Consider the following 22,570-nt stretch of genomic DNA (forward strand, 5'->3'; position numbering starts at 1 on the left):
ACAAGCAAAAGGGGGATGCCGTGGCATCCCCCTTTTTGCATTATCTGAATGAAATCAGATTATTGCTGAACTTCTTGAACGCCGGAGACGCGCACTTCTACGCGACGGTCCGGAGCCAGGCAGGAGATCAGCTCGTTCTTGCCCTTGACGCTGTTGCACTTGGTGCCAGTGACAGGGTTGGCTTCGCCACGACCTTCAACGGCAACCTTGCTGGCAGCCATACCTTTGCTGACCAGGAAGTTGGCAACGGTGCGGGCACGAGCTTCGGACAGCTTCTGGTTGTAAGCGTCAGAACCGATACGGTCGGAGTAACCAACAACAACGGCGCTGCCGTCTTTCGGCTGGAACTCAACGATCTGCTGGTACAGAGCGTTCAGGGCATCCTGACCTTCCGGCTTCAGGGTGTCTTTGCCAAAGGCAAACAGCACGTCGGAGTTCAGGGCGAAGTTCTTCTCGACAACTTGCGGAGCCGGAGCCGGAGCTTCTTCAACAACCGGAGCCGGAGCCGGCTCTACGTAGGAAGAACGGAACGGGTGGTATACGGCTTCCAGAGTCGCGATGCTTTGGTTGGCCTTGTAGCTCACGCCACCGGCTTCCAGGGCAGCCACGTCCCACATGTAACGGTAACGAGCTTGCAGATCCAGAGCGTCGTTGACCTTGTAGGTCACACCGGCGCCAGCCAGCGGGGATACTTTGGTATCGCTGGTGCCCATACCGTCGGTGTGGCCCCAGTAGGCGCCGCCTTCAGCGAACAGGGAGAAGTCGTTGCCCAGCGGCAGACGAGCGATACCGGACAGGGTGGCACCCTGGCTTTCGTAGCGGTTGCCATCGGTGTTGCCACGGCCGGTGTACTGGTAGCCCAGCTCGGAACCGAAGTACTCGTTGAAGTTGTAACCGGTGAATACGTTGACGGCAGTTGCGTCTTCTTCGCCGTTGGTCACGCCTTCGATCTTGTTCAGACCGTTGAAGTGGGTAGCACCAACACCGGCACCGAAGTAGAAATCATCAGCGGCGTGCGCTGCGGTTGCACCCATGGTAGCCATAGCGATGGCAATCAGGGAAGGAGCCATTTTCATCATAAAATTATCCTCGTTGAGATGGCACGTATGACGTGCTTCGCACTTTTTAATTTATGTAAGCTGCTGGCTCTGCCGAATAACGATGGTTGAATCGGGCAGGGATCCCGGTTCCTTCCAGGAGGCACGCATTTGGGTGCACATGTGAATGGTTCGCATTGTCACCAATGAGCGTTCCACTACAAACAGCCGTGTCATTCCGATGACGTGGCGCACTCTAAGCCCATTTCAAAACATGATCAAGCTCACAGATAATCGATAGGGCAGATTGTGTCGTAGGGATAACTGGCTGTTTATCAGAATTAATTAGTGATCCAAGTAGGCGCGGTGCAGTTTCTTTTCAAGCTTCAAATAGGCCTGAACCCAGCTGTTCTCGGAGGTTGTCCCCAATTCCCTCGCTGCAAATACCGCCAGATAGTCGGCCTCAGTTGCTTCGCACAGCAAGGGTGTGAAACTGAGCAAAAAATGACGGGCGAGATAGGGGTCGAGGGGCCAGATATTGAGAATGGCCCGTGCCACCGGTTGAATTGCAGCTGAACAGATGAAATGAAAATGCCCCGCTTCCAGCCAGGCCGTCATCTCGCCAAGTGCCTGTTCGGGGACGATCCCCCCGTCCCCCATCTCGCAGGCGAGCGTCATGCGATGGCCATTGCCAAGCAGCAGGCTGCCATCTTCTTGCAAGACGCCATCGTGACTGCGCAGGGGCACGGCGGTGGGCTGCTCCAGATACAGGCTGCTCTTGTCTGAGAGGGCCGCCAACACGGATGCCGCCTCGCTTTGCAAGGCGGCGGGCAGCCAGAAAGCCTCGGCCCGGCTCTGCTGGCCCTGATGGAGTTGGCGAGGCAGGCTGGTGGGGTCTGAATCGGAGTGGAGACGGGAGATTATACCGGGGAAAACCATGCTGATTACTCTTAAAGGGATAACTGGCGGATTATACGGGGGATGACCATGGCAACCATAAAGGTTTCTCTTCGAGACTGTTTACCTGAGGCGGCACAGCGATTACCATCCCCGATGTTTGTTAGGGTTGTCGTCGAAAGACGCTGATTAAAGATAGAGGCTCGACCATAACGAGTCCGTTCAAAACTGATACACTTGACTACGAGTCGTCGCGAAAAATAAAGGTGGAGTCAATCCGCCAAACGGAGTATGGAACACATGAATTCAAACATCGTAACTGTTGGCAAGAAGATCCGTCAGATCCGCGAAGCTGTTGGCCTGAGCCGTCCCAAGTTTGCCGATCTGCTGGGTGTCCCCCCCACCACCCTGAAAAACTATGAACTGGGTTATCGTGAAGTTGGTGGCGCCTTCCTGGTCGCCCTGGCTCACCATCCGGATCTGCACAAGTTCACCCTCTGGCTGCTGGCCGACAAGAAAGTCGCCGAAATCGGCCAGATCGGTCCGGACGACATTGCCAAGGCTTGAGTGATTGAGCCGAGATGAAAGTGCCGCCTACGGGGCGGCATTTTTTTATCCATCATTTTCAATTCTGTATTAATTAAATCCTGTTTACTGTGCTCCAAGTAGTGATTTAAACCAAAACTCCTTGCTCGCTGGCGCTATTTTCAGAGAATTCCGACTCTTTGAACGGGGCCTTCCCGGGATGCATACAGCGAGACGAGCATGAGTCACACCACCCACCAGGCCAGAGATGGCTTCACCAGTACCTTCGGCGTTCTGGCCGCCACCCTGGGCTCGGCCGTCGGTCTTGGCAACATCTGGAAGTTTCCCTATCTGACTGGCGAGAATGGCGGTGCGGGTTTCCTGCTGGTCTATGTCATCGCCACCCTGCTGGTGGGACTGCCGGTGATGATCTCCGAGATCATGCTGGGGCGTCAGGCAAAATCCGATGCGGTAACTGGGCTCATCAAGCTGGCGCCAAAGGGGCAACCCTGGTGGTTGATTGCGGCCATGGGGGTGACGGCGGCCTTCCTCATCATGTCCTTCTATTCCGAGGTGGCGGCCTGGGTGTTTGCCTACATCTTCAAGGCGATCGACGGCTCCATCCTCTCCACCGATCCCAAGATCACCGGGGCGGCCTTCGGGGCACTGATCGCCAACCCGTTGCAGAGTCTGCTCTGGCAGTGGCTGGTGCTGGCGCTGATGGGGGGCATCTTGCTGATGGGGGTCGCCAAGGGGATAGAGGCGGTGACCAAGCGGTTGATGCCGGTGCTCTTCATCCTTTTGCTGATCATCGGCCTGCGCAGCCTGACCCTGCCGGGGGCGAGCGAGGGGCTGCGTTTTCTGTTCTCCCCGGATTTCTCCAAGATCACCGCCGGCGTAGTCCTCACCGCCATGGGGCTGGCATTTTTCAAGCTCTCCATCGGCATGGGCTGCATGATGACCTATGGCAGCTATTTCCGGGACGATCAGCATATCCCGCTGACCACGGTGCGGGTGATGTGCGCGGACTTGTTCGTCTCCATGCTGGCGGGGATCGCCATCTTCCCGGCGGTATTCGCCTTTGGCTTCGAGCCCTCGGCCGGACCCTCCCTGTTGTTCATCACCATTCCGGCGGTGTTTGCCAGCATTCCCTTTGGTCACCTGTTCATGGTGCTGTTCTTCGTGCTCTCCGCCATCGCGGCTACCGGCGCCATGCTCTCCATCCTGGAGGTGCCGGTCTCGGTGCTGTCGGAGCGATTCCACATGAGCCGCAAGAAGGCGACGCTTATCAACTTGCTGGTACTGGGCGCGGTGGGCTCGACCTGCGCCCTCTCCAACAGCACGTTGGCGGACGTGCAGATCGCTGGCAAGACCTTCTTCGATCTGTTCGATTACCTCTCCTCCAACGTGCTCATGCCCCTTGGCGGCATACTGCTCTGCCTGTTCGTCGGCTGGGTCTGGGGCTTCGAGCGCATGGAGATGGCCCTGACCAACGGCGGTCAGCTGGAGATAAGGATCCTCAAGCCCCTCTTCTTCATCATTCGTTACGTCTCCCCACTGCTGATCCTGGTGGTGATGCTCAAGGGGTTGGGCCTGTTCTGAGGCGAGTTGGCGAGATGACAAAAGAGCGCCTGCGGGCGCTCTTTGTCTTGGGGGATCAGAGGATCCTGAGGCGGGAGAGCTCTTCCTTCAACTGCTCCAGATTGCGCTCGACGCAGGCCTCCCCCTCGTTGATGGCATCGCTCGCCCGGTGGAAGTCCATGATGGAGAAGCTGCCAAGGCGCGGGCAGAGTTGGATCTCCGGGGGGTCACCGGCCATGCGGGCACGGGTGATACGCTCCTGCATGATGTTGATGGAGCCCGTCATCACGCTCCACATGCCGGGGGTGCTGGGCTCGCGTTCTCCCCGATTCAGCCACTGGCTGAGCAAGCCGCCCTGGGCGGGTTCGTCGGAGTCGTCAGCCCAAGGCTGGTGCATGTCGGCATTGAGGTTGACGGCGATCACCACCTCGGCCCCCATGGCGCGGGCCAGGGAGATGGGCACCGGGTTGACCACGGCGCCATCCACCAGCCACTGATCATCGATGCGGGTAGGGGTGAGCACGCCGGGCATGCCGCAGGAGGCGCGCACGCACTGGCGCAGTGGCCCCTCTTGCAGCCAGATCTCCCGGCCGGTGTTGAGCTCGGTGGCGACGCAGGCAAAGGGGATGGGCAGGCTCTCGATGGGGGGATCGCCTAAGTGATTGGCGGCGATGCCAAACACCTTGTCACCGCGAAACAGGCCACCGGAGAGGGCGGGATCGAGCAGCCCCATCACCTGCAAACGGGTGAAGCCGCGGACCCAGCTCTCCAGCTTGTCCAGCTCGCCGGCGGCATAGGCGGCGCCCACGAAACTGCCGATGGAGCAGCCCGCCACCAGATCCGGTTTGACGCCGAGCCGCTCCAGCGCCCGTATGATGCCTATGTGTGCCCAGCCCCGGGCAGCGCCGCTGCCCAGAGCCAGTCCCAGACGGGGTTTTCGTGACACAGTGCGTCTCCTTGGATGAATGAAGGCTCCAGCTTACTCCTGCTTCTGCTGGTCGTCATCCTGCCAGGTTTCGCTGCGATTGCGGCCATTGGCTTTGGCGCGGTAGAGGGCGTGATCCGCTCGGCGTATGGATTCGTGCAGGCTGATGCCTGCGCGCTGGCGGTGATGGCCGAGGCTGACCGTCACGCTGAGCCCGGTGGCAATCTCCGTCCAGGGGTGATCGGCGATGGCGATCCTGAGCTGCTCCGCCAGATCTGCGAGGGAGGCGTGTTCGTCGCTCACCAGCAGCAGAAATTCCTCCCCGCCCCAACGGATGAGGGTATTGCCCACGTTCTTCAGGGATTGGGTGATGCGGACCAGCTGGATCAGCACCTGATCGCCAACCCCGTGGCCAAAGGTGTCGTTGACCCGTTTGAAATGGTCGCAATCAAACATGATGGCCCCCGTGGTGTGGGCGCCGCTTCGGGCCCATTTCTGCTCGAGGGCAGCGAAGTGGTGGCGATTGAAGGCCCCGGTGAGCGCATCGTGGCGGGAGAGGTATTTCAGACGCTGATTGAGGCGCATGGCCCGGAGGCTGGAGAGGGTGGCTATCACCAGGCAGAGCAGGGTGACGAGGGCGGTGACCGACTGGGAGATCAGCGCCTTGAACAGGGAGAATGGCGGGATGCGATGGATCAGGACGAGCTGGGTATCGGGAATGGCCTGGGTCAGCTGAAAGGCCCCCTGTTGCCACTGATAGTCGCTGCCCTGGTCGACATTGAAGCGCAGCGGGGCCTCACCGGGCTGGCTGCGGGCCAGCAGCTGCCCGTGCTGGTTGACCAGAAACGATGTGCCCAGCTGGGGGGCGGGCTGTTGCAGGGCCTGGTCGAGTTTTTCGAGTAATATATCGATGCTGAGCAGCCCCACCACTTTTTGACCTTTAACGATGGGTTGGGACAGGGTAATCATCTGCCCTCGGCCGGCGAAGTCCTGATACGGGCGCGAGAGGCTGACGTGCAACCGCGGCGACTGCTGGGTTAGCACATCCTGCCAGAATGGCTTGTCATAGATGGCCGGATCGAAGTGAAACCGGCTGGAGGGCACCCAGGGATAGAGGTAGATGAAGTTGTCGATGCCGGTGAAGTAGATCCAGGCCACCTCGCCGTCCAGCAGTTTGCTGGCGGTGGAGAGCAGGGGAGAGAGGCTCAGCGCCAGGTGGAAGAGATCTTCCCGCTCACTACCCGGTGCCGGCAGTGGGCCAAGCCCCGTCAGGTTGCCGATGAGGGCGGGGGGGAGGTCGGCAGGCACCTGATCGAGGGCTATCTGCCGTGCACCATCGACGCGCAGGGACTGGTAGAGGTGGCGGGAGAGGATTGACTGGGGGTGGCTGCGCAAACGCTCCTCGGCCTGGCCCCGCATGGATTCCAGAAAGGCCTCCATCTCCTGGAATTGGGATCGCAGTTCGGCGGCCATGTGGTGGGTATCGCGGCTGTTTACATCGGTGATCTGGTTGAAGGTGTGCAGCAAGGAGAGGACGAGCAGGAGACTGCTCAGGCCCAGCAGCAACCACTGCAGACGGTACCTGGTGAAGGCTTGGCTCAATCTGGACATAAACGCACCGGAACTACTGAGTTTTGGCTCATCAGTGTAAGGCACAAAAGCCGGCGCATCTTTGTTGGATATCATTTTGATGGCCGTTAGCCATCGCCGTTACGATTTGTCACATTTCTACATAGTCACGGCATATTCAGGGGGTAACATGGTGCCATCATTGATGAAGTATCTCTCTCATTCTCTTAATTCATGGATCGTTTGATGAAAATGCGCATCTGGCTGTGGCTCTTTCCCCTTCTCCTGCTGCTGGCGGCAGCAGCCTGGTATGCACGGCAACCCGGGCCGGTCAGCGTGCATCAGCCAAAAGCCCTCAGCATCCGCGCCGAGACGGTCAAGCAGAGCCTGGCCGAACCCTCCATCAAGCTGGTCAGCAAGCTGGCGGCCAACCGCTCCGTGGTGGTGAGCCCCGAGGTGACCGGTCGTATCGTCAATATCGCGGTGCGCTCCGGCCAGCAGGTCAAGCAGGGGCAGACCCTGATCGCCCTGGATACGGGCAAGCAGGAGGCGGAGCTCGCCGAACAGAGCGCCAGCGTGCGCGACGAGAGCCGCAAGTTGCGGGACATGCGCAAACTGGTGGCGCGCGGGGCCATCACCACCTCCGAGCTGGAGGGGCAGGAGGCCATCGTCGCCCAGGCCCAAGCCCGGGTCGATGCGGCCCGCTATGAGCTCTCTCTGCGCACCCTGACGGCGCCCTTTGACGGCACCGTCAGCCTCATCGACTTGAGCGAGGGGGCCCTGGTCAACAGCGGCGATGTCTTGCTGCACCTCGATGAACTGGCCAAGCTTCGCCTCGATCTGGCCGTGCCCGAGCGCTATCTCTCCCTGCTCAAGCCCGGCATGACGGTGACGGCGACCAGCTCCGCCTGGCCGGATCAATCCTTCTCCGGCGTGCTGGAAACCCTGGACAGCCGCATCTCCAGCGAGACCCAGAACATCAAGGCCCGAGTCATTCTTCCCAATGCCAGCGGGCAGTTGCGGCCCGGCATGCTGATGAACGTGGATCTCTCCCTGCCCGCCCAGAAGATGACCCTGATCCCGGCCCAGTCGGTGGAGTACGCCGGTGAGCTGCGCTATGTCTATCGCCTGGAGGCGGACGGCCATGTCAAACGCATCCCGGTGGAGCTCGGCGATACCCACGGCGAAGACGTGTGGGTGATCAAGGGGCTGAGCGTCGGGGATCGCATCGCGGTGGAGGGGCTGGTCAATTTGCGTGACGGTGCTCTGGTGCAGGATCTGGCTGAGGTGAAAGGCTGATGTGGCTCTCCGATATGTCAGTACGCCGCCCCTTGGTGGCGGTGGTCATCAGCGCCCTGCTCACGGTGTTTGGTCTGGTGGCGTTCAGCAAGTTGACGGTGCGGGAGATGCCGGACGTGCAGACGCCCTCCGTCTCCATCACCACCACCTATGACGGGGCCGCCCCCGAGGTCATGGAGAGCCAGGTCACCAAGCCCATCGAGGATCAGCTCTCCGGCATCAGCGGCATCAAGAACATCAACTCGGTGACCCGCAAGGGGCGCTCCATGATCACCGTGGAGTTCAATCTCGGCTGGAACATGCTGGAGGGCACCTCGGATGTGCGCGACGCCATCTCCCGCGCCCGGCCCAAGCTGCCGGATGAGGTGGACGAACCCATGGTCACCAAGGACAACGGCAACGGGGATGTGGCCATCTGGCTGAATTTCAGTAGCACCCAGATGGATCGCACCGCCATGACGGATTACGCGAACCGCATGCTGGTGGACTCCCTGAGTCTGGTGGACGGGGTGAGCGAGGTCTCCCTCTCCGGGGATCTGAGCCAGGTGATGTATGTGCGGCTGCGCCCCGCCGACATGGCGGCCCGTGGCATCACGGTGGCGGATGTGCAGGATGCCCTCAAGCGGGAGAATATCGAGCTGCCGGGGGGGGAAATTCGCAACAACAGCATGACCATGGCGGTGCAGATTGCCCGGCTCTACCACAGTGCCGAGGACTTCCGCTCATTGCCGGTGACCACCGCCAGCAACGGTCAGAGCATCTATCTGGCGGACATCGCCGACGTGGAGGTGGGGGCCAAGAACGAAGACAGCGCCTATCAGCGCAACGGCCGCGAGAGCCTGGGGATCGGCATCGTCGCCCAGTCCACCGCCAACCCCCTCGCGGTGGCCCAGGGGATCGAGCGGAAGATGACTGAAATGCAGCGTTTTCTGCCAGAAGGGGCCAGTCTGGAAGTGGATTATGACTCCACCATCTTTATCAAGCAGGCGATCCACGAGGTGTACGAGACCCTCGCCATCTGCGCCCTGCTGGTGGTGGCCGTGCTCTACCTGTTCCTCGGGCAGGGGCGCACCACCCTGATCCCCGCCATCACGGTGCCGGTCTCCCTCATCTCCGCCTTCATCGGCGCCTGGTACCTCGGTTTTTCCATCAACCTCATCACCCTGCTGGCGCTCATTCTCGCCATCGGTCTGGTGGTGGATGACGCCATCGTGGTGGTGGAGAACATCCATCACCACCTGCAGCGGGGGGAATCCCCCCTGATGGCCGCCTGGCACGGCACCCGGGAGGTGGGCTTCGCGGTCATCGCCACCACCGCCGTGCTGGTGATGGTGTTCGTGCCCATCGCCTTCATGGATGGCATGGTGGGGCGGCTCTTTACCGAGTTCGCCATCCTGCTATCGCTGGCCGTGCTCTTCTCCTCCCTGGTGGCGCTGACCCTGACCCCGGCCATGGGCTCCTGGTTGATGCGCGCCGTGGACAAGCCCAACCCCCTGACCGCCAGGCTGGACGCGGGCCTCGGCTGGGTGGAGTCGCACTACCGGCACCTGCTGGGCTGGGTGCTGCGCCGCTCCGTCTGGACGCCGCTGGTGCTGCTGCTCTGCCTTGGCGGCATCGGCGCGCTGTTTGGCAAGTTGCCGGCGAGCCTGACCCCGACCGAGGACAGAGGGGTGCTCTATGTGTTCGTGAAAGGGGCGGAAGGCACCAGCATCGAGCGGATGAAGCGCAACATGGAACAGGTCGAAGCCGCCATCATGCCCCTGCTTGGCAAGGGCGTGGTGCAGGCCGTGAGCTTCAGCACCCCGGCCTTCGGGCGTGGCGGGGATCAGACCGGCCTTGCCATCATCCAGCTCACCGACTGGGCGATGCGGGACGAGACCGCCACCGAGTTCGGCCGATCCTTGAGCGGTCGCCTCGCCGGCATTCCGGATGTGATGATCCGCACCTTCCAGCCCGGGTTCCGGGGGGGCTCCACCGCCGCCGTGCAGTTCGTGCTGCAGGGTTCGGATTATGCAGAAATTTACCAGCAGGGCCTGGCCCTGCAACAGGCGGCGAGCCAGAGCGGCCTGATGCTGGCACCGGATCTCGACTACGCCGAGAAGACCCCGGAGCTGCAGGTGACCATAGAGCGGGATCGGGCCAGCCAGCTCGGCATTCCGGTCTCCACGGTGGCGAGTTCGCTGCAGGCCCTGCTCGGCGGGGTCAGCCAGACCACCTATGTGGACAGAGGGGAGGAGTATGACGTCTACCTGCGTGCGAACCAGAACGACTTCAACGGCATCTCCGACATCAGCCGCATCTATCTGAAGGCGGCAAGCGGCGAGATGGTGAGCCTCTCGACGCTGGCCACCATCAAACAGGTGGCGAGCCCCCAGCGCCTGAACCACTACCAGCGCCAGAAGGCCATCGCCCTCACCGCGGATCTGGCCCCCGGCCACACCCTGGGGGAGGCGCTCGACTTCCTCGACGGCTGGGCCGCCGACCATCTGCCCACCGGCATGTCGGTGGACTACGCCGGCGAGTCCAAGGACTATCGCGACAACCAGGGCGAGATGGCGCTGGTGTTTGGCTTAGCCCTCTTGGTGGTCTATCTGGTGCTGGTGGCCCAGTTCGAGAGCCTGGTGACCCCGACCGTGGTGATGGTGACCGTGCCCCTTGGCATCTTCGGCGGCCTGCTGGGGCTCTGGCTCACCGGGCAGGAGCTCAGCATCTACAGCCAGATCGGCATGATCATGTTGATCGGCATGGTGACCAAGAACGGCATCCTCATCGTCGAATTCATCAACCAGTTGCGCCAGCGGGGGGAGACGTTTGAGGAGGCGATCATCGCAGGCTCGGTGCGCCGTCTGCGCCCCATCCTGATGACCTCGCTCACCGCCATCATCGGCGCCGTGCCCCTGATGATCTCCATGGGCGCGGGGTACGAGAGCCGGATGGCCGTGGGGACTGTGGTGTTCTTCGGTTTGTCCCTGGCGACCCTGGTGACCCTGCTGATGGTGCCCGCCATCTACCACCTGCTGGCCAAGCGGGCGGGGATGACGGGGGCGCGGGATCAGCAGGTGAACGCGGCGCTGGCGGGGGAGCTGGTGGTGATGGCGCAGGTGCCGTCGACTGCCGAGGCGGCCACGCAGCTCGACCAGACGGCAGCGTCGCCGACGACCAGAGACAAGCCGGCCGCCTAGTGCGCGCCCCCCATCTGGGGTCGGGATGGCGAAAGAGGCTGGCTCCCTGATGTGAGGTGGTTACTATGTGACCAGTTCAATATCGAGACCACCCATCATGTTGCCATCCGTGATCTACGAGCCGCTGCCTTTCCTGTATCTGGGCAGCGGTTTATGCTTGCTGGGATTCGCCGGGCAGCCAACCCTGCTGCTGGCAGGGCTGGCACTCTACCTTGCCGGCTCCCTCGTCTGGTTCAGGCGCGGTGCCCATCGCCGCCAGGACAAGCAGCGCCAGCCCCATCAGCGCAGTTGGCCTCACTGGCTCTACGAGAGCCGCCCCTTCGCCCTGATCCTGCTCGGTGTGCTGATGCTGCGCCTCTCGACTCATCCGGTCTTTCTGATCCCCGCCCTCATCTGGTGTTTGTTGGGGGGTTATCAGCTGCTGCTGCGCCACCATCACCGATTCGCACTCGCCCGCCCGCTGGGGTAGGTTCTCGCGGCCTGTGAGGAGGGGCAGCCTGCGAGAGACGCCCTGCTTCCCGCGCTGACCCTGCGAATAGTGGGGGCAAAAAGCCATCGATCCGGGCAGTCGTGACCGGTATAATGCGCGACCCGAATTGTTCCAGGTGTTCAAAATGCAGCCGGTTACCCCTCTCTTCTCCTATCCCCGCTACTGGGCCGAGTGCTACGGCACGGCGCCCTTCCTGCCCATGTCCCGCAAGGAGATGGACAAGCTCGGCTGGGACAGCTGCGATATCGTGCTGGTGACAGGCGACGCCTATGTGGATCACCCGAGTTTCGGCATGGCGGTCATCGGCCGCATGCTGGAGTCCCAGGGTTTTCGGGTCGGCATCATCGCCCAGCCGGACTGGTCATCCAAAGATGACTTCATGCGCCTGGGCAAGCCGAACCTCTTCTACGGGGTGACCGCGGGCAACATGGACTCCATGATCAACCGCTACACCTCCGACAAGAAGCTGCGCCACGACGACGCCTACACCCCGGGGGACGTGGGTGGCAAACGGCCGGATCGCGCTACCCTGGTCTACACCCAGCGCTGCAAGGAGGCTTATAAAGAGGTGCCGGTGGTCATCGGCGGCATAGAGGCGTCCCTGCGCCGCATCGCCCACTACGACTACTGGTCCGAGACCATACGCCGCTCCATCCTGATCGACGCCAAGGCCGACATCCTCATCTACGGTAACGCCGAGCGGCCGCTGATCGAGGTGGCGCACCGCATCGCCAATGGCGAGACCATGGAGACCATGCAGGACATCCGCGGCACCGCCGTGATCCGCAAGGAGCCGCTACCCGAATGGCGCGGGGTGGATTCCAGCAAGCTGGATCAGATCGGTCGCATCGATCCCATCATGAACCCCTACATGGAAGGGGCGCCCTGCTCGGATGATGAGGGCACGGCGCCGGTGGAGCAGGAGGCCAAGCCCGTGCTGGTGCAGCCGCCCAAGCAGAAACCCTGGGAGAAGACCTACGTCAAGCTGCCGGCGTTCGAGCGGGTGAAAGAGGACAAGGTGCTCTACGCCCACGCGTCGCGCATCCTGCACCATGAGACCAACCCAGGCTGCGCCCGCGCCCTGGCCCAGGCCCACGGCGATCGCATCATCTGGGTCAACCCACCCGCCTTCCCGCTCGAGACCGACGAGATGGATGGCGTGTTCGGCCTGCCGTACCAGCGGGTGCCGCACCCGGCTTATGGCAACGAGAAGATCCCGGCCTACGAGATGATCAAGACCTCGGTCAACATCATGCGTGGCTGCTTCGGCGGCTGCTCCTTCTGCTCCATCACAGAGCACGAGGGGCGCATCATCCAGAGCCGCTCGGAAGAGTCGATCATCAAAGAAATCGAAGAGATCCGTGACAAGGTGCCGGGCTTTACCGGTGTCATCTCGGATCTCGGCGGCCCCACCGCCAACATGTACAAGCTGCGCTGCAAGAGCCCCAAGGCCGAGCAGACCTGCCGCCGCGCCTCCTGCGTCTGGCCGACCATCTGCCCGCACATGGACACCGACCATACCCCGACCATCGACCTCTATCGCAAGGCGCGGGATGTGAAGGGCATCAAGAAGATCCTGATCGCCTCCGGGGTGCGCTACGACATCGCGGTGGAAGATCCGCGCTACATCAAGGAGCTGGCCAAGTACCACGTCGGCGGCTACCTCAAGATCGCGCCGGAGCACACCGAGGAGGGCCCGCTCTCCAAGATGATGAAGCCGGGCATGGGTAGCTACTACAGCTTCAAGGAGCTGTTCGACAAGTATTCCAAGGAGGCGGGCAAGCAGCAGTACCTGATCCCCTACTTCATCTCGGCCCACCCGGGCACGACCGATGAGGACATGGTGAACATGGCGCTGTGGGTAAAAACGAACCGCTTCAAGCTCGATCAGGTGCAGAACTTCTACCCGTCGCCGCTCGCGAACGCCACCACCATGTATTACACCGAGAAAAACCCGCTCAACAAGGTGAGCCGTCAGGGCGGGGACGTGTTCGTGGTGAAAGGGGAGCGTCGCCGTCGCCTGCACAAGGCGCTGCTGCGCTACCACGATCCCGCCGGCTGGCCCATGATACGCGAAGCCCTGCTGGAAATGGGCAAGGGTCACCTGATCGGCAACGGCCCCGACTGCCTGGTGCCGCCGGAAGGACGCGGCGAGGCCAAGGCCGAACGCAGCCGCAACAAGGGCCTCAAGCCTGCGTTGACCCGTCACAGCAATATCGTGCATCAGCGCGGCAATGGTGCCGGCAACAAGGGCGCCCGCAGCGAGGCTGGTGCAGCCAATGCCCCGGCAGCCAGCCGAAACGGCGGCAAGGCAGGCAATGGCAAGCCGGTGGGGTCTCAGCTCCAGAAAGGGGCTGGCAACGGCAAGCCTGCCGCACAGGGCGCAAGTCAGGGTAAACCGGCAGGGCAGGGGAAACCCGCTCACAAAGGTAAGGCGCCGACCCGCGCAGGCTCTGCCAAGCCTGGTGCCAAACCTGCCACTCAAGGCGGCAAGCTCGCCGCTAAAGGGAATGGTGCCAAACGACCGGCACGGTGAAATTCCGGATTGGGAAAACGATAGAAATAAAAAGGCGACCTGATGGTCGCCACTCTTGATATTAAATTTAAACGTCATCACTTTAGTATAAAGACCGAGCTTTATTACTAGTGTCCATTATGTTTATAGAAGGATATGTTTTGTTTATGAAGTTGCAAAAAGAGGTTATTTTTCCAGAGAGAATGGTTGTTTCTATATCTATTTCATTGTAAAGAATATCGTCTTCTTTAGTTTGACAGAAATCGCCCGGCATATGAAATGATAATGTGTTCATATGTGGGACTAAATTGTATGGGGCTTTTTTCATCAATGTTATGAGTTTTGTCCATTCTGAAATTAAACTGTCTATATTTTCGCTCAATATATCATCGCTCAAGATGAAAACTGGGCTTTTGATAACTGTGTTAATGTTGTGAAGTTGCTCAACTAGTGAGCAATGAATGTATTTTGCGCCCCATTTTAAGTGCTCATGTGTTGAGGTGAGATCAATTACATTTAAGAGGGCAGTAAGATGTGATAAATCCTTTTCTTGGGCTAGTTCTTGATGTGTTTTTGATGGGGTTGTAAAATATTGAGGAAAATGTAATCTGACTGTATTTTCATCTCGAGATAGATCGCTGACAATATCTTCCCAAAATAAAATCTCTATGGGGAATTTCCCTTGATTTTTTCTGCTTTCAGAAAGTAGTCTGGCAAATTTTTGAATATTTACATCTCGTTCTGCTGTTGTTGCGATATATAGAGTTTCCAACTTTGGGATAAATGATTCTGCCTTAGTACATTCACTCTCAATTAATTTCTGGCTGATGCTTGAGGTGGTATTTTTGCACTGAACTCCTACAAGTTTATCCAAGGAGTCTTTACCATATATATCAACACCATTCTGTTGCTGCCCCTGGCGGCCATGTTTACTTAAATTGGGGTTTGCCCATCTTAGGGAACATGCACTCTTGCATATATCTTCAAACTCATCCCATGACTTCGGTGCTGGCAATCTTGATGTGTTTATAGTGGGCATAATATAAAACTCTTCTATTTATGATATTGTCATTAAAGTAGGATTGCAGCGTATCTGAGCGATGCATTGGATGTATTTTAACCACCACTTTCAAAAACCTGGGACACCCACCTTTCTGTATGAGGTGTATCACCACTAAATCCCACGTTACCGCCCATGAATTACTGCTTCCTATATGCTCCCTTGACCCGCGAGGGCTGCAACCCATCGCAGTTCAACAGGCTCTGGATGGCTATGGTAAGCCAAATGAAACTGCGTAGGCGAGCCTTAAAGTGGCATAACCATCAGAAAAATATCGTTTTTTGACCTCTATCAAACTCTTCTTGCTCTGCGGCCTTGCCGCCAACCGGACAGTGATCGGGCGCTGGCTGCTGGCCATCCCGCGGCCATAGCCGGGCACAGGAACCCCTCAAATTGTTTTACTGGTGCAACACATAACCGAGCAGCTGTTGCGCAGGTGGAGCAATCAAGGTGGTGAGCGGGTTGGGCAACAATGCTCCCAAAGGTAGGAATCCCAATTCAAGGTTGTTCCGATTTCATATTGGCTCTTGGAAATGGCAGATGGTCATGGGTAATCAGATTCTTCTTTAACTATTTTTAGGTGTTTTATTCGTTAGCGCGTGAGAAACCATATTCACACCAATAGCGGCAAAAACAAATGGGGCCAAGTACTGAAGAAGTGAAGAGAAAAGCTCAACTCCAATCCAAAAATCGGATACATAGTTGAGGGATTCATGATATTTATTTACTGCACTGGATAGAAAACCTGTGGCGCCTACTATTAATGTTGAGTATGTAATCAGAATGAAACCATGAGTTAAATATTCCTTGTTGGTTAAATTTAACGTGTACATTCTATAAATTCGTACACAACCATAACCAAGACAAGCTAGAACACAACGGAATCTTGAACGGAATCTTGGACACCCACCTTTCTGTATGGGGCGTAACGTCACCAAATCCCACGCTACCGCCCATGGATTACAGCTTCCAATATGCTCCATTGACCATCGAGGGCAGTGACCCATCGCAGTTCAACAGGTTCCAGATAGCCACTGTAAGACCAGGAAATCTGGGACACCCACCTTTTTGACAAGAATCTGGGACACCGACAAGAATCTGGGACACCCACCTTTCTGTATGAGGCGTAATGTCACCAAATCCCACGCTACCGCCCATGGATTACAGCTTCCAATATACTCCATTGACCAGCGAGGGCAGTGACCCATCGCAGTTCAACAGGTTCCAGATAGCCACTGTAAGACAAACGAAACTACACAAGCGAGCCTTAAAATGATGTAACCATCAGAATCACATCGTTTTTTGAACTTGATCAGTAAATTGTCACAGAAATCTGGGACACCCACAGAAATCTGGGACACCAGAAATCTGGGACACCCACCTTTTTGACAGCGGCGTAGCCCTGTACTTGGCTTGAGGTGTCACTGCCCAGGGGGGTGAGCCATGACCATTGCCCGTTCACGTCAAATCAGTTTGCAGGATACGCCTTACTATCATGTGGTCAGTCGCTGTGTGCGGCGGGCGTTTCTGTGCGGGGAAGATGCCCACTCCGGCCAGAGTTACGAGCATCGGCGCCAGTGGGTAGTGGACAAGTTGGGCCAATTGTCGCGACTGTTTGCCATCGGTGTGTGTGCCTATGCGGTGATGAGCAATCACTATCACCTGGTGCTCAAGGTCGAGTCGGATACCGCTGCCAATTGGAGCGAGCGAGAGGTGGCCGAGCGTTGGGCGGCGCTATTCCAGTGGCCGCTGCTGGTACGACGCTGGTATCAGGGGGAATCCCTGATTGAGCCTGAACTCGCTGTGGTGCAACAACTGATAGGGCAGTTGCGGGAGCGGTTACATTCCATCAGCTGGTTTGTGCGGTTACTCAACGAAAACCTGGCTCGGCAGGCCAATCGGGAAGATGGTTGCAAGGGCCATTTTTGGGAAGGGCGCTTCAAGAGCCAGGCCCTGCTCACCGAATCAGCCCTGCTGGCCTGCATGGCCTATGTTGATCTCAATCCGATACGGGCGGCGATTGCCGACCGGCCCGAGCAGAGCGATTACACCAGCCTCAAGCAGCGTCTCGATGGCGAGCAGTCCGCCGCCCCATTGCTGCCGTTGCTGTTGCCATTCGCGCACGAAGCGCGACCCGATAGCCTGCCATATACCTTTGCGGATTACCTGATGCTGGTGGACTGGACAGGTCGCGCCATCCGAGTGGACAAACGGGGCCATATCCCAGTTTGTCTTGCCCCCATCCTGGCGCGGCTGGGGTTGGACGAGGTGCGCTGGCTCAAGCAAGTGACGCTGTTTCGGCGCCAGGGTATCAGAGTGGTGGGTGACAAAGAGCATTGTCAGCAGTTTGCCTGGCACTGTGGCCAGCGACGGTGTCATCAACCATCCCTTTGAGTGATGAATATTTGTGTCATAACAACGTCCGGTATAGCGCCAGCTCATCACCGGTGTGATCGCATCTGAATTGGCGTCATCGATGCCAAGACATTCTTTTTAATCCCCCGAGTTTCACAAATGCCATCGCACATGCTGGATGACGAGTTGTGCTGGGCGCTTGATGAGGGCTTTCTCCAAAAGATGGCTGTCCTGATAAGGCGGGTTGGGGAAGAGGGGCTATCGGTCCTTTGTCAACAGGCCCTTTCTCACAATGCGGCGACACCGTGGGTGTTGCTTGAGCAGGTGATTTTTGCATCAGTGAAACAGAGTGGGTGATATGGTTCCTCCAATGGAACAATCCGTACACAAAGATGGCTGTCCCAAATAAAACAAAATAAAAAAGAGACCTTATCTTGCTCGGTCCATGGAGAAGGGGGGAGATGACGACGCCCCTTGGGGATCTTTTACAAGAGTCGGCAAATATGGGGACCCACCTTTGGCTCGCATGACCAAACCTGATGCCAAGGGGCGGGTTGGCCGATATCTCGAATGGGGGCAGCGTTGGCAATAAATAGCAAGGGCGACCAGTTGGTCGCCCTTGTGTGATGGGCAGAAGCGCGGGCTCTGCCTGTGAAGGTGACGGTTATTGCAAATCCGTGCTCAGGCTGGGAGCACCGAAGTTCACCAGGGTGGCATGGGAGTGCTCGAAGTATTGTGACCAGAAGTCACCGAGAGCATCCATGGTCTTGCCGGAACGATAAGCGTGTTTCACCGCGTCGGTCACCAGCCCGGCGCCCGTGACGTAAACGCGAGCGCCTTGCAGATCGGCAAACAGCCCCTTGCTCTTGGCCTGCTGGAGCTCGTCACCGACATTGAGCTGTTTGATCTTATTGGTGGCATAGAAGCTGGTGTAATCGGAGTGTTCCAACATGTCCGAAATGAGGAACATGACGCGATCACTGACGCCTTGCTCGGCCTTCATATCCTCACCCACTTTGCGCAGCGAGTTCATGATCTCGCTCTTGGGGATGTCCTGGCGGGCATCACGCAGTGCTTTCACGAACTGTTTGCCAAAGCCGTTACGAAAGACTTTGGTCTGCGTCGTCAGGCAGGTGTCCAGACCGCGCAATTTACGCATGCTGACATCGTCCCGGATATCCCCTTCCAGCGGCATATCCAGTTGCCCCGCGTAGGCAAGGCGAAGGTATTCGCCAGGCAAAAAGGCGGAGAAGGTATAGAGCTTGACGCGATCGCCGGCCTGCACGAACCGCTCGATCTGCCCCCAACTGCTGCGCTGCAGATCGTCAGGCATCGGAATTGTCTGGTCGATGATGACCACCAGTTCGCGACCGGTGCCCTCAGGCTTGATGTCGGTCAGGCCATTGCGCTCATAGCAGCTCTGTATGTCGTTACGGTCGGCAGCCAACGCTGCACAAGGCAGCGTCAACGCCAGTAGCAATACCTGGGTGATCTTCACGATTAGGCACTCTGCTTGGTGGGAAAGAGACCCAGGGTCTTGAGGGCCATCTGCTGTTCACGGATATCACGCAACTGCGCTTCGTCCACCCCCAGTGCGCGGCTGGCCGCAGCCAGGTTCTCTTCGGGCAGGCCAGTGACATCATGGAAATCGGCGGCCTTGACGATAGCTCCGGTCTGGCCGGGGGCATCAGTGGTGAGCGGGAGTGCCGCCTCCGCCTGGGCAACTGCCGGTTGTACGGCGGGTGCCGGCTCGGCTTGCGCTGCCGGTGCGACCTGGGGGGCCGCCTGAGGTGCCGGCTTCGGGGGCACCGTGCCCGCCTTGTACTCGATAAAGGCCAGGAAATTACGATGGGCGGATTTCTCCCCTTCCAACGCCCCCAGCACACCCGAGTTGGTATGGTCACGGCTCGACAGCATGGTCTGCAAGCGGCGGAGCTTGTCATCGGCATGGCTGGCAATAGCGGTGCGTTGCTGGTCCATCGCGTCCAGCATCTCTTCGGCGGTCGCGTATTCGTGCGTCAGACGCCAGGCTGTTTTGGAATGGGTGCCCGCAAAGTGGTATTTGCTGGCAAGCCAGATGCTGATCCCCTGGATGGCGATATAGATGAGCGACAGCATGACGTAGGTGGTCAGGCTGGCCTCACGGATGGCCTGCATCTTGTCTTCGATGGTAGCCTCTTCCGCCTCGTTGTTGATGGCTTGAGACTCTTCCGGCAGATCAAACGGCGACCCCATGCTGCTGTCACTCTGGGCCGTTGTTTCGGCGCGCATGTTGTTGACCATTTCGGTTTCGATGCTGTCGAGAGTGGCTGAACGTACCACGAAGGCGCCCACTGCCATGCAGGCAACAAACGAAGCACAGACAATCAGCCAGACAAACTTGCGGCTGACACCTGAATTCACGTCTTTCAGACGGGCCAGCAGCTGCTCGTAGTCAGGTTTGTCAGAGTCCGAGAAGGAGTCTTCCAGATTGATGGCCTTGTTTGCCTTGAGTGTACGGGAGCGTTTTGAGGGTTCTTCCCCTTGCCACCAGTGACGCGCCCGGGCGATCAGGCTGTTGTGATGCAGGGAGTGTCCGGCCACTTCAGCCAGGAATGCGGATGCAACGGCGAGCAACAGAGCCGTCGCGGCTGCCAGCAGGTGACGGTCATTGGTTGATGCGTCCATGTTCATCCAGCCTGCCAGCACGTAGGCAAACCCCATGGCCTCGACCAGCACCAGCACCAGCACCAGAGCAAGCACCCACGCCGGGCGCGGGGAGCGGCCGGCCTCTCCTGCCTTGGCAAGGTAGTCGAGGGAGGCGTTATAGGCATCTGTTCCCTTTAAATGCTTCTTGTATTCGCGGTAGTACACATTCGACAGGGTCACTTCATGGTTGATCCAGCCATCGCCATCGACCGAGGCTGGTTTGCGGGCGAGGCGAGCCACTGTGCCGATCAGAGGCAGGCTGTGCCATACCCGGATCAGGAAGTAGGAGACATTCTCCCAATGCCGCCACACCACAACGGCACTGACGAGGAATGAAACAATGCCAACGGTCAGCATCTGGTTGGCGAGGATCAGCGCCTTGAGCGCTGCCAAAGAAAAGTCTTCCACTAAGTTTCTCCGTTTTCTTATTTGGAATGGGTGGCGGGAATGGGCATGTACGAAGCCACATAAGCCTCGGAATCTGCCGGATAGAACAGGGCTCCCTGGCTTACCTTGGCGTTACCTTTGCTGAACACGAGATCCATGCAGGACACCGACGCCTTGGGATCGCTGGTGAAGACGCGGTATAGCACTTCACTCTCGCCCTCATAGGTGTTGGCCACAGCCTTGAGGGTCTGGGGCTTCTTCTGACTCGAGGACTTGTAATTCTGAACGACTTGCAGGATCGGTTGACGATCGACCTGGGCGTTGTCACGCAAAATGGAAACCGGAGAGATGGTCACCAGGTGGCCGTTGACGGTATTGGCCCAGACGCGATTGTTATAGCCGGGCATGTACTCCTTGGTGGCATGGCGCGGGAGAGGCTTGTCGTCTGCCATGCTCAGTACTTGGCCTGCACTGCGTGGCTTATCTGCCTCACAGCTCGACATCGGCATGTCGCTTGCGTATGCGCTGCTGATTAGTGCAAAACCACTCACTTTGGGCTTGATGTTCTGAGCCATGTTCCACTGATAGGTGCCGGCAGGCTTGCCGCCGAAGTCCACTGCGACCTTGGCGTTAGGCAGGGCTTTGGCCGTGCTTGTGTCTGGGGCGCTCTGCTTGACGGTGGGTTGACGAGGGGCGGTTTGCGACGTAGCCGTCACCTTGCTTGAATCGCTTGCGGACTGAGCCGCGGGTCTGGTCGCAGCCACACGAGGTTTGGCGGTATCGGAAGCCCCATAACGCAGATATCGGGTGTTGTTTTCTTCGGATTGGGCCCGCATGACCAGAGCCTGTTCGTTCGCCAGTTCTACAATTTCGACCCGGCGATTCTGACCACGAAGCAAGGGATCACTGTTGTCTGCGATGGGACGCGAAGAACCCGCGCCTTGATAGTAAATGGAAGAGGCCGGGATCCCCGATGCGACCAGGACCTTGCCGACGGCTCGCGCACGTTGCTCGGAGAGTCGCAGATTGAGTTCTGCAGGGCCGGTGGCGTCACTGTGGCCGACGAGGAGAATACGGCGCTGATCCGAGGCGTCAGCGGCTGCGGGCTTGGAATAGAGCTGAGCCAGTTTAGTAACCACTCGCAGGCCGCTTTCTGTTAGTTGATTGGATCCAGTTGAGAACATTTCGGAGTCGGGGACTTGGGCAACCAGACCCGCATTCTGAGGCACATTGGTCGCAACTGCGGGTTCGGCAAGGGTCAGCTGTTCGGTGGTAATCTTGAGATTCTCTTCCTTCGCGATACGATCAAGCTCTTGCAGCCGGGACTGCCACACATAGCCTGCTGTACAGCCCAGTACACCGCCGATGGCCAGCCCTGCGACGGCCCCTTTTTCCCCATTAAGAGCGTAACCCGCTGCCCCACCTGCGATCATGCCCGCACCACAAAGAACGGGCATACCATAATCCTTGCCAATGTCATTGACCGTCGATTTGAAACTCTGCATCTGCTGAGAGCTACAGCCAACGGCAGCAATCAATACACAACAGCTGAGGGGCGCAAGACGAAACGATTTATTCATAGCTATTCCTTGCCATTTATATTTAATAGCGAGATTCAGACATACCAGTGAGGCCAGAGAAAATCGTCTTCGGGCGGAGTGAAATGTCGACACTTGCTGATATAGAAGATATTAGCGGTGACTGATATTTAATATAGGTGCCAGGCGTACTCATTCTCGCAAGCGGCTGTGTCTGATATGTCCTGAGTGTCAGAAGAGGCAATTATCTATGCGGTTCAATAGTTACCGAGTGGCAATGATAAGCCAAACGAGCCTGATTTTGCGAGTGGAAAAGCGATGCAACCATAGGAAAAGCATCAACTTTCCAACATCTTTGCCAATATCCCCGACTCTGAGCACAAAGAGCGATATTGTGACGCTCTTGTGGTTTGTTAAAGGACCTGGCCGATTATCGCTATTGAGGATGAGGGTTTGCGGGGAAAATGTGTGGTTGCTCCCTGACACCGCTGGCGAAATAATGTTCATGGGCAGGATAACGTC

Annotated in this window: 15 protein-coding genes; 7 read left to right on the top strand and 8 right to left on the bottom strand. The window is 58.4% G+C overall.

From position 1 onward, the window contains the following. Positions 1–59: 59 nt before the first annotated feature. Positions 60–1,079 carry a porin OmpA gene (gene ompA / locus ACW5W7_RS06840; RefSeq protein WP_349921453.1) on the bottom strand — a complete coding sequence of 340 codons (1,020 nt, stop codon included), beginning with the start codon at positions 1,077–1,079 and terminating at the stop codon, positions 60–62. Positions 1,080–1,382: 303 nt separating this feature from the next. Beyond that, complete coding sequence (locus ACW5W7_RS06845; RefSeq protein WP_456501210.1) at positions 1,383–1,976, bottom strand: hypothetical protein; 594 nt, start codon at positions 1,974–1,976, stop codon at positions 1,383–1,385. A gap of 258 nt (positions 1,977–2,234) precedes the next feature. Between ACW5W7_RS06845 and ACW5W7_RS06850 the strand changes: the two genes are divergently transcribed. Together ACW5W7_RS06850 and ACW5W7_RS06855 are read left to right on the top strand one after the other, a co-directional pair. Next, entirely contained in the window at positions 2,235–2,501 is a 267-nt protein-coding gene (locus ACW5W7_RS06850; RefSeq protein WP_010673503.1) for a helix-turn-helix domain-containing protein, read from the top strand. A 198-nt stretch (positions 2,502–2,699) separates the two neighbouring features. Next, the gene (locus ACW5W7_RS06855; RefSeq protein WP_456501211.1) at positions 2,700–4,061 is read left to right on the top strand and encodes a sodium-dependent transporter; all 1,362 of its coding nucleotides are present in this window, start codon (positions 2,700–2,702) and stop codon (positions 4,059–4,061) included. 55 nt (positions 4,062–4,116) lie between these two features. Here the strand turns inward: ACW5W7_RS06855 and rssA are convergent, their stop codons facing one another. Together rssA and ACW5W7_RS06865 are read right to left on the bottom strand one after the other, a co-directional pair. Then, positions 4,117–4,986, bottom strand: a complete 870-nt coding sequence (gene rssA / locus ACW5W7_RS06860; RefSeq protein ID WP_349921456.1) for a patatin-like phospholipase RssA — start codon at positions 4,984–4,986, stop codon at positions 4,117–4,119. Between the two features lie 33 nt (positions 4,987–5,019). Further along, entirely contained in the window at positions 5,020–6,576 is a 1,557-nt protein-coding gene (locus tag ACW5W7_RS06865; RefSeq protein ID WP_456501212.1) for a sensor domain-containing diguanylate cyclase, read from the bottom strand. Positions 6,577–6,768: 192 nt separating this feature from the next. On the opposite strand from ACW5W7_RS06865, the gene ACW5W7_RS06870 reads away from it, so the two are divergent. From ACW5W7_RS06870 to ACW5W7_RS06885, 4 genes are all read left to right on the top strand, one after another. Then, a complete protein-coding gene (locus ACW5W7_RS06870; RefSeq protein WP_434476180.1) occupies positions 6,769–7,833 on the top strand; it encodes an efflux RND transporter periplasmic adaptor subunit in 1,065 nt (354 codons plus the stop codon). Then, positions 7,833–11,015, top strand: a complete 3,183-nt coding sequence (locus ACW5W7_RS06875) for an efflux RND transporter permease subunit (RefSeq protein ID WP_456501213.1) — start codon at positions 7,833–7,835, stop codon at positions 11,013–11,015. The genes ACW5W7_RS06870 and ACW5W7_RS06875 overlap by 1 nt, the downstream gene beginning before the upstream one ends. Positions 11,016–11,112: 97 nt before the next feature. Beyond that, positions 11,113–11,484 carry a hypothetical protein gene (locus tag ACW5W7_RS06880; protein ID WP_434666458.1) on the top strand — a complete coding sequence of 124 codons (372 nt, stop codon included), beginning with the start codon at positions 11,113–11,115 and terminating at the stop codon, positions 11,482–11,484. Between the two features lie 145 nt (positions 11,485–11,629). Beyond that, entirely contained in the window at positions 11,630–14,041 is a 2,412-nt protein-coding gene (locus ACW5W7_RS06885; RefSeq protein ID WP_456501214.1) for a YgiQ family radical SAM protein, read from the top strand. Positions 14,042–14,123: 82 nt separating this feature from the next. Here the strand turns inward: ACW5W7_RS06885 and ACW5W7_RS06890 are convergent, their stop codons facing one another. Next, complete coding sequence (locus ACW5W7_RS06890) at positions 14,124–15,059, bottom strand: hypothetical protein (RefSeq protein ID WP_456501215.1); 936 nt, start codon at positions 15,057–15,059, stop codon at positions 14,124–14,126. Between the two features lie 1,464 nt (positions 15,060–16,523). On the opposite strand from ACW5W7_RS06890, the gene ACW5W7_RS06895 reads away from it, so the two are divergent. After that, the gene (locus ACW5W7_RS06895; protein ID WP_456501216.1) at positions 16,524–17,474 is read left to right on the top strand and encodes a transposase; all 951 of its coding nucleotides are present in this window, start codon (positions 16,524–16,526) and stop codon (positions 17,472–17,474) included. 625 nt (positions 17,475–18,099) lie between these two features. Here the strand turns inward: ACW5W7_RS06895 and ACW5W7_RS06900 are convergent. The 3 genes from ACW5W7_RS06900 to ACW5W7_RS06910 are packed head-to-tail and all read right to left on the bottom strand — an operon-like array spanning position 18,100 to position 22,090. Continuing rightward, the gene (locus tag ACW5W7_RS06900) at positions 18,100–18,933 is read right to left on the bottom strand and encodes a hypothetical protein (RefSeq protein ID WP_456501217.1); all 834 of its coding nucleotides are present in this window, start codon (positions 18,931–18,933) and stop codon (positions 18,100–18,102) included. Between the two features lie 2 nt (positions 18,934–18,935). Further along, complete coding sequence (locus ACW5W7_RS06905; RefSeq protein WP_456501218.1) at positions 18,936–20,531, bottom strand: hypothetical protein; 1,596 nt, start codon at positions 20,529–20,531, stop codon at positions 18,936–18,938. A gap of 17 nt (positions 20,532–20,548) precedes the next feature. Continuing rightward, a complete protein-coding gene (locus ACW5W7_RS06910; RefSeq protein WP_456501219.1) occupies positions 20,549–22,090 on the bottom strand; it encodes an OmpA family protein in 1,542 nt (513 codons plus the stop codon). Positions 22,091–22,570: the final 480 nt, after the last annotated feature.

Source organism: Aeromonas intestinalis, from assembly GCF_054052485.1.

Coding starts and splice junctions, on each gene's coding strand:
- ACW5W7_RS06870 (WP_434476180.1), top strand. CDS start 6,769: ATGGATCGTTTGATGAAAATGCGCATCTGGCTGTGGCTCTTTCCCCTT.
- ACW5W7_RS06855 (WP_456501211.1), top strand. CDS start 2,700: ATGAGTCACACCACCCACCAGGCCAGAGATGGCTTCACCAGTACCTTC.
- ACW5W7_RS06875 (WP_456501213.1), top strand. CDS start 7,833: ATGTGGCTCTCCGATATGTCAGTACGCCGCCCCTTGGTGGCGGTGGTC.
- ACW5W7_RS06845 (WP_456501210.1), bottom strand. CDS start 1,976: ATGGTTTTCCCCGGTATAATCTCCCGTCTCCACTCCGATTCAGACCCC.
- ACW5W7_RS06850 (WP_010673503.1), top strand. CDS start 2,235: ATGAATTCAAACATCGTAACTGTTGGCAAGAAGATCCGTCAGATCCGC.
- ACW5W7_RS06885 (WP_456501214.1), top strand. CDS start 11,630: ATGCAGCCGGTTACCCCTCTCTTCTCCTATCCCCGCTACTGGGCCGAG.
- ACW5W7_RS06910 (WP_456501219.1), bottom strand. CDS start 22,090: ATGAATAAATCGTTTCGTCTTGCGCCCCTCAGCTGTTGTGTATTGATT.
- ACW5W7_RS06865 (WP_456501212.1), bottom strand. CDS start 6,576: ATGTCCAGATTGAGCCAAGCCTTCACCAGGTACCGTCTGCAGTGGTTG.
- ACW5W7_RS06880 (WP_434666458.1), top strand. CDS start 11,113: ATGTTGCCATCCGTGATCTACGAGCCGCTGCCTTTCCTGTATCTGGGC.
- ACW5W7_RS06890 (WP_456501215.1), bottom strand. CDS start 15,059: ATGCCCACTATAAACACATCAAGATTGCCAGCACCGAAGTCATGGGAT.
- ompA (WP_349921453.1), bottom strand. CDS start 1,079: ATGATGAAAATGGCTCCTTCCCTGATTGCCATCGCTATGGCTACCATG.
- ACW5W7_RS06895 (WP_456501216.1), top strand. CDS start 16,524: ATGACCATTGCCCGTTCACGTCAAATCAGTTTGCAGGATACGCCTTAC.